Annotated in this window: 5 protein-coding genes and 1 pseudogene; 2 read left to right on the top strand and 4 right to left on the bottom strand. The window is 65.3% G+C overall.

What is annotated here, in order from left to right; genetic code table 11:
* Positions 1-193: 193 nt before the first annotated feature.
* The 3 genes from gmhB to glyQ all read right to left on the bottom strand — a co-directional run bounded on the left by gmhB (position 194) and on the right by glyQ (position 4,074).
* Positions 194-766, bottom strand: a complete 573-nt coding sequence (gmhB, locus tag RS027_RS04950) for a D-glycero-beta-D-manno-heptose 1,7-bisphosphate 7-phosphatase (protein ID WP_311954818.1) — start codon at positions 764-766, stop codon at positions 194-196.
* 263 nt (positions 767-1,029) lie between these two features.
* The gene (gene glyS / locus RS027_RS04955; protein ID WP_311954819.1) at positions 1,030-3,096 is read right to left on the bottom strand and encodes a glycine--tRNA ligase subunit beta; all 2,067 of its coding nucleotides are present in this window, start codon (positions 3,094-3,096) and stop codon (positions 1,030-1,032) included.
* The gene (gene glyQ / locus RS027_RS04960) at positions 3,097-4,074 is read right to left on the bottom strand and encodes a glycine--tRNA ligase subunit alpha (RefSeq protein WP_311954820.1); all 978 of its coding nucleotides are present in this window, start codon (positions 4,072-4,074) and stop codon (positions 3,097-3,099) included.
* A gap of 292 nt (positions 4,075-4,366) precedes the next feature.
* On the opposite strand from glyQ, the gene rfaD reads away from it, so the two are divergent.
* A complete protein-coding gene (rfaD, locus tag RS027_RS04965; protein WP_311954821.1) occupies positions 4,367-5,323 on the top strand; it encodes an ADP-glyceromanno-heptose 6-epimerase in 957 nt (318 codons plus the stop codon).
* Positions 5,316-6,377, top strand: a complete 1,062-nt coding sequence (gene waaF, locus RS027_RS04970) for a lipopolysaccharide heptosyltransferase II (RefSeq protein WP_311954822.1) — start codon at positions 5,316-5,318, stop codon at positions 6,375-6,377. Before rfaD ends, waaF begins: the two co-directional genes overlap by 8 nt.
* Positions 6,378-6,418: 41 nt before the next feature.
* Here waaF and RS027_RS04975 read toward each other — a convergent pair.
* A pseudogene (locus RS027_RS04975) lies at positions 6,419-6,523 on the bottom strand (IS5/IS1182 family transposase); the annotation flags it as partial.

The following is a 6,523-nucleotide window of genomic DNA, read 5'->3' on the forward strand; positions in this document are numbered from 1 at the left end:
CTCGCCTCCCGCTATCGTCATCGCGAGGAGCGTAAGCGACGTGGCGATCTCTTACGCCGCGAGCGGCAACCAACCTCGAGATTGCTTCACTGCGTTCGCCATGACCCATAGTGGGCGTATGCCCTTTTCCCGCTACTGTCATCGTGAGTCGCGCAGCAATGACTCAATTCAGGCGGCGATAGCCTGCCTGCTGTCACCCCAGCAGCCAGTCGACAAAGGCTGCGAGGTCATCAAACGCCGGCGTATCCTCGGCGTGCTGTCCCTTGGCCTCGGTGTTTTTACCCTTGCCGGTGCGCACCAGCGCCGGGCGGGCGCCGGCGGCGTCGCCGGCCTGCAGGTCGCGCAGGCTGTCGCCCACCATCCAGCTGCCGGCAAGCGTTGCCAATCCAAGCGTATCGCGTACCTGGTACAAAAGGCCCGGCAGCGGCTTGCGGCAGTCGCAGCCGTCGTCCGGGCCGTGGGGGCAGTAGGCGATGGCGTCGAGCCGGCCGCCGGCGTTTTTTACCATCTCGGTCAGCCGCGCATGCATTTGCTCGAGGGTGGCGGAAGTAAAGTAGCCTCGGGCAATGCCCGACTGGTTGGTGGCCACGGCCACGGCGTAGCCGGCCTTCGTCAGCCGGGCGATAGCGTCAACGGCCTGGGGGTAGACGACAAACTCGTCCAGGGTTTTGACGTAGGCGTCGGAGTCGCGGTTGATCACGCCGTCACGGTCGAGAATCACCAGGCGGTCAGGGGAGTACGAAGTGGCATTGGGCGTAACGGTCATGGTATTTCCGGTGTCCTGAACAGAGATGTTTCACGTGAAACACTTTTCACAGCAGCGTGGATAATGCCCGGCCGGGGATAGGTCAAAGAGGGATTTTACGCCAGGGATGGCGTAAGTAGCTTCCAGGGATGGATTCACAGCGTCTCTCGTGACCTATCCGCGGCGTTGGGCATTATATATCCAGTGACTGCCGTTTCAGTTTCGGGCAGCAAACAAAAAGCCCGGCGAAAGCCGGGCTTGAGAGAGACAAAGCGTTCACCAGGCTACTGCGGCAGCTCGGCGATATCCGCCACTTCCAGAAACAGCGCCTGCAGGCTCGCCAGCAGGGCCAGGCGGTTGTGGCGCACGGCGTCGTCGTTGGCCATGACCATCACCTGGTCGAAGAAGCGGTCCACCGGCTCGCGCAGGGTGGCCAGGGCGTCCAGGGTTTCCATGTAGAGGCCCTTGGCCAGCAGCGGGGCTACGCTTTCCCGGCGGTTGCCCAGCGCCTCGAACAGCGCCTGTTCGGCGCCTTCGCCGAGCAGATCGCCATTGACCTCGGTTGAGCCGTCGTGGTCCTGCTTGGCGAGAATGTTCGACACGCGCTTGTTGGCAGCGGCCAGCGCAGCGGCTTCGTCGCGCCGGGCGAAGGCCTGAACGGCGTACAGCCGGCGGGCAAAGTCCAGCGGCCGGGTTACCGGGCGCTTGCGCACGGCGAGGTACATCTCGGTGCTGATGCCGTGATCCTGCCCCCAGGCGCGGAAGCGGTCGAGCATGTAGGTCAGCACGTCGTCGACCACCGTGTCGCCCCGGGGAAGGCCGCTGTGCTGCTCGGCGGCCAGGGCCAACAGCTCGCGCAGGTCGAGGTCGAGCTCGCCCTGGACCAGAATATTAATCACCGCGATGGACGCCCGGCGCAGGGCGAAGGGGTCCTTGGCGCCGGTGGGGCGCGCGCCGATGCCGAAGATGCCGGTCAGCGTATCCAGCCGGTCGGCAAGGGCGACCGCCTTGCCCGCGGCGGTTTGCGGAATGGCGTCGCTTGCAAAGCGCGGCAGGTACTGCTCCTCAAGCGCGGTGGCCACCTCGTCGGCTTCGCCGTCCCGGGCGGCGTAGTAGCGGCCCATGATGCCCTGAAGCTCGGCAAACTCCTGAACCATCTCGGTGACCAGGTCGCACTTGGCAAGCCGGGCGGCGCGCCTGGCGTGATCCTCGTCGCCGCCGATCCGCTCGGCGATAAAGGCGGCGACGGCTTCGCTGCGCCGGGCCTTGTCGGCAAGCGTGCCCAGCTGATGCTGGAAGACCATGTCGTCAAGCGCCGGCAGGCGGCTTTCCAGGGTGCGCCTGCGGTCGGTGTCGTAAAAGAACACCGCGTCGGCCAGCCGCGGGCGGATGACCTTTTCGTTGCCGGCAATCACCTGGTCGGGGTCGTGGCTTTCGATGTTGGCCACGGTGATGAACAGCGGCTTGAGGCGGCCGTGTTCGTCGAGCAGGTGGAAGTACTTCTGGTGGGCCTGCATCGAGGAGATCAAGCACTCCGCCGGCACCTCGAGGAAGCGTTCGTCAAAGCTGCCGGTGAGCGCCACCGGCCATTCCACCAGGCCGGCAACTTCGCGCAGCAGATCCTCGTCGATGACCGCGATGGCGTTGTTGATCTCGGCCTCGGCCAGCACCTGCTCGCGGATGCGCTCCCGGCGCTGTTCGCGGTCGGCCAGCACGTAGGCGTTTTCCAGGGTGCTCGGGTAGTCGTCGGCGTGGGCCAGCTGAACGGCGTCCGGGGCGTGGAAGCGGTGGCCGTAGGTGGTGCGGCTGGCGGTCAGGCCCAGCGCCTCGGCGGCGACGACTTCGCTGCCGTAGAGCGCCACCAGCCAGTGCACCGGGCGGGAGAACTCGGTGCGGGTGTCGCCCCAGCGCATGTACTTGGGCACCGGCAGGGCGCTGATGGCCTTGTGCAGAATGCCGGGCAAAAGCGCGCCGACGCTCTCGCCGGTCTGTTGTTCGCGGTAGCCAAGCCAGGTGCCCTTGGCGGTTTCAAGCTCGATGAGCTGATCGACGCCGACCCCGCAGGAGCGGGCAAAGCCCTCGGCGGCCTTGGTCGGCGCGCCGTCCTTGAAGGCGGCGGCGAGGGCGGGGCCGCGGCGCTCGACTTCGCGGTCGGGCTGCTTGTCGGCAAGCGCGCTCACCTGGACGGCCAGGCGGCGGGGCGTGGCCAGGGCGCGAACCTCGCCAAAGGGTACGTCGGCGGCGTCCAGGCCGTTTTTGATGCCCTCGGCAAAGGCATCGGAGAGCGCGTCAAGGGCCACCGGCGGCAGCTCCTCGCAGCCGAGTTCGAGTAACAGCGTATCCGTGGCCATTCAGGCGTCTCCCTTGTCGTTGACACTTTGGTCGTCAGCGAGCAGCTCGTCTCGCAGGGCCTCGGCGGCGAGCGGGAAGCCCGCCGCCTTGCGCGAGGCGTAGTAGGCGCTACCCACGTCCCGGGCCAGGGTACGCACGCGCAGGATGAAGCGCTGGCGTTCGGTCACCGAGACGGCGTGGCGGGCGTCCAGCAGGTTGAAGGTGTGCGATGCCTTGAGCACCTGCTCGTAGGCGGGCAGCGGCAGGCCGGCCTCGAGCAGGCGGGCGCATTCGCCTTCCTGGTGGTCGAAGGCCTTGAACAGGTAGTCGACGTCGGCGTGCTCGAAGTTGTAGGCGGACTGCTCGCGCTCGTTCTGCAGGTAGACGTCGCCGTAGGTGACCCGGCTGCCGTCCGGGGCGACCGTCCACACCAGATCGTAGACGCTGTCCACGTCCTGAAGGTACATGGCGATGCGCTCGAGGCCGTAGGTCAGCTCGCCGGTCACCGGGAAGCACTCGATGCCGCCGGCCTGCTGGAAGTAGGTAAACTGGGTGACTTCCATGCCGTTGAGCCAGACCTCCCAGCCCAACCCCCAGGCGCCGAGCGTGGGCGATTCCCAGTTATCTTCGACAAAGCGCACGTCGTGGACCAGCGGGTCGAGCCCCAGGCGTCTGAGCGAGCCCAGGTAGAGGTCCTGGAAGTGGGCCGGAGAGGGCTTCATCACCACCTGGAACTGGTAGTAGTGCTGCAGGCGGTTGGGGTTTTCCCCGTAGCGGCCGTCGGTGGGGCGTCGCGACGGCTGCACATAGGCAGCGTTCCAGTTTTCCGGGCCGATGGAGCGCAGAAACGTCGCCGGGTGGAAGGTGCCCGCGCCCACTTCCATGTCCAGCGGCTGCAGCACCACGCAGCCCTGCTCGGCCCAGTATTGCTGCAGGGCCAGAATCAGTCCCTGGAACGTCGACACGTCGGGTGTCGAGCTATTGGTTGAAACACTCATCGAAGCACCGTTGACCATGAATTCATAGAGCGTCAAGTATACAATTCATGGCAGACAGGTTATAGGCGCGTGCCGCTTCGGGCGCAGGGCAATGGCAGCTGTATATGCGCAGGAGAGTCGGTAACAGGTCAAAGAGAGGGTTCTACGCCAAGGATGGCGTAGGTAGCGTCCAGGGATGGATTCATAGCGCCCTCTCGGCGACCTGTTGCCGGTTCTAACTGCGATAGTTCTGCGATAGCTCCGGGGGCGTAGAGCGCGGCATCAATAGCATACGAGACAAGCAGGAGCGAACATGATCGTAGTCACAGGCGGTGCCGGGTTTATCGGCGCCAATATCGTCAAGGCGCTGAACGCGCGGGGCCGCACCGACATCATGGTGGTGGACGACCTGCGCGACGGCACCAAGTTCGTCAACCTGGCGGACTTGACGCTTGCCGACTACCGCGACAAGGACGCCTTCATCGCCGACGTGCGCGCTGCCCTTGCCGGCGAGCCCACCGATCTACCCCGGATCGAGGCGATTTTCCACGAGGGCGCCTGCTCGGACACCACCGAGTGGGACGGCCAGTTCATGCTGGAGAACAACTACGCCTACTCGCGGACGCTGCTCGACTACTGCGACCGCTACGGCGTCGCCTTTCTCTACGCCTCCTCGGCGGCCACCTACGGCGGCAGCAGCGTGTTCAAGGAAGACCCGGCGTTCGAGCGCCCGCTCAACGTCTACGGCTACTCCAAACTGCTGTTTGACCAGCACGTGCGCGCGCGCTGGGATTCGCTTACCACCCAGGTAGTGGGCTTTCGCTACTTCAACGTCTACGGCCCGCGCGAGCAGCACAAGGGCAAGATGGCAAGCGTGGCGTTCCATCATCACACCCAGATCAGCGGCGGCGACAACCTCAAGCTGTTCGGCGCCTGGGACGGCTATGAGGCGGGCATGCAGAGCCGGGATTTTGTCTACGTCGGCGATGTGGTCGACGTCAATCTGTGGTTTCTCGATAATCCCGGGCGCTCGGGCATCTTCAACCTGGGTACCGGCCGCGCCGAGCCGTTCAAGGCCATCGGCGAGGCGGTGATCGACTTTTACGGCCGGGGGCAGATCGACTATATCGACTTCCCCGACGGGCTCAAGGGCCGCTACCAGAGCTATACCCGGGCGGATATCGAACACCTGCGCGAGACCGGCTGCGACGTCGAGTTCAACACCGTCGCTGAAGGCGTCAGAGCCTATCTGGAGTGGCTGAATGGCTAAAGCGGTAGAGCACCTGCTGGTGGTCGGGCCGTCCTGGGTGGGCGATATGGTGATGGCGCAAAGCCTGTTTATCACGCTGAAACAGCGCTACCCCGACGCCACGATCAGCGTGGTAGCCCCGGCGTGGTCGGAGCCCATCCTTGCGCGCATGCCCGAGATCACCGAGGTGATGCCGCTCGCCGTGGGTCACGGCGAATTCGGCTGGGGGGCGCGGCGCGCAATGGCGCAGCGGATGCAGGGGCACTTTGACCGCGCCATCGTGCTGCCGCGCTCGTGGAAGTCAGCGCTGGTGCCGTTTCTGGCGCGAATCCCCGAGCGGGTGGGATTTCTCGGCGAGCAGCGCTACGGGCTATTAACCGAGCACCGGTCGCTGGATAAAAGCGTGCTCGACCAGACGGTCAAACGGTTTGTCGCCCTGGGGCTGCCCGCCGCTGAAGCGGCGCCGGGCGATTTTGCCATTCCTGCGCCGCGCCTTGAAGTCGACGCTGATAATCAGGCGAGCCTGCGCCAGCGCCACGGGCTGCCCGCGCGCCCGGCCATCGGCATGATGCCCGGCGCCGAGTTTGGGCCGGCCAAGCAGTGGCCGCTTGAATACTTTCACGAACTGGCGAGAAGATTAATCGACGACGGCTTCGCCGTGCGCATCTTCGGCGGCCCCGGGGACCACGCGGCCGGGGAGACCATCGTTAGCGGGCTTGCGCATGCTCACAACCTTTGCGGGGCCACCTCGCTTGCCGATGCCGTGGACCTGCTGGCGGACTGCGCCCAGGTAGTGACCAACGACTCCGGGCTGATGCACGTGGCCGCCGCGGTGGGCACCCGGGTGCAGGCAATCTACGGCTCCTCAACGCCCGACTACACGCCGCCGCTGACCGATAACGCCCGTATCCACTACCTGGCGCTTTGGTGCTCGCCGTGCTTCAAGCGCGTGTGCCCGCTGGGGCACACCAACTGCCTGAACCACCTCTACGTCGAGCCGGTGTACCGGGCGGTGCGCGAAAGCGCCGAGCCTCCCCAGACGCTGCGCCCTCAGCCGTCGATGCCCAGGCGTTAATGCTCAGTCGTTAATGCCAGTCCTTAGGGCCTGTTGACGTTTCACATTGGTAGCCATAAAAAGCCGCATGCCAAGGCCACCATGCTTTCGTAATTTCGTTTGAGCTTATCGTAGCGCGTCGCAATGGCGCGATACGGTTTCAATCG

This window comes from Halomonas garicola (assembly GCF_031935715.1).
GTDB lineage: Bacteria > Pseudomonadota > Gammaproteobacteria > Pseudomonadales > Halomonadaceae > Vreelandella > Vreelandella garicola.

Coding starts and splice junctions, on each gene's coding strand:
- rfaD (WP_311954821.1), top strand. CDS start 4,367: ATGATCGTAGTCACAGGCGGTGCCGGGTTTATCGGCGCCAATATCGTC.
- gmhB (WP_311954818.1), bottom strand. CDS start 766: ATGACCGTTACGCCCAATGCCACTTCGTACTCCCCTGACCGCCTGGTG.
- glyQ (WP_311954820.1), bottom strand. CDS start 4,074: ATGAGTGTTTCAACCAATAGCTCGACACCCGACGTGTCGACGTTCCAG.
- glyS (WP_311954819.1), bottom strand. CDS start 3,096: ATGGCCACGGATACGCTGTTACTCGAACTCGGCTGCGAGGAGCTGCCG.
- waaF (WP_311954822.1), top strand. CDS start 5,316: ATGGCTAAAGCGGTAGAGCACCTGCTGGTGGTCGGGCCGTCCTGGGTG.